Source organism: Microbacterium sp. zg.Y909, from assembly GCF_024626565.1.
In genome coordinates this window covers 1-513 of record NZ_JANJFJ010000171.1, presented here as the reverse complement: position 1 = coordinate 513, position 513 = coordinate 1, and the positions used below count along the sequence as shown (strand labels likewise).

The following is a 513-nucleotide window of genomic DNA, read 5'->3' as shown; positions in this document are numbered from 1 at the left end:
GGCATGGTGTTCACGATCGAGCCGGGTCTGTACTTCCAGATCGACGACGTCACCGTGCCTGAGGAGTACCGCGGCATCGGCGTGCGCATCGAGGACGACATCCTCATGACCGAGGACGGTCCCGTGAACCTCTCCGCCGCCATCCCGCGCACCGCCGACGAGGTCGAGGCCTGGATCGCAGGCGCGAGCGAGTGAGGTTCACGCCGCCGTCCGGGTTCACCACGCGCCCCACCCTCGAGGGCACCTTCGGCATGGCGGCGTCCACGCACGCCACGGCGACAGCCGTGGCCCAGGCAGTGCTCGAGCGCGGCGGCAACGCCTTCGACGGCGCGGTGGCGGGCGGCTTCGTGCTGCACATCGTCGAGCCGCACCTCAATGGCCCCGGCGGTGACCTCGTCGGCATCTTCCACTCGGCGGGAGCCGCCGAGCCGACCGTCCTCATGGGGCAGGGGCCGGCGCCGGCGGGGGCGACCATCGCCCACTTCAGGGGCGAGGGGCTCGATCTCGTGCCCG

At 71.9% G+C, this 513-nt stretch carries 2 protein-coding genes; both read left to right on the top strand.

All coding sequences use genetic code 11. The annotated features are described in order from the left end of the window. Positions 1-195: M24 family metallopeptidase (locus tag NQ160_RS12980; RefSeq protein WP_257515645.1), on the top strand; the 195-nt coding region annotated here is incomplete at its 5' end. Next, positions 192-513 (top strand): gamma-glutamyltransferase family protein (locus NQ160_RS12975; RefSeq protein ID WP_257515644.1); only part of this gene is annotated, 322 nt, incomplete at its 3' end. The genes NQ160_RS12980 and NQ160_RS12975, both read left to right, overlap by 4 nt.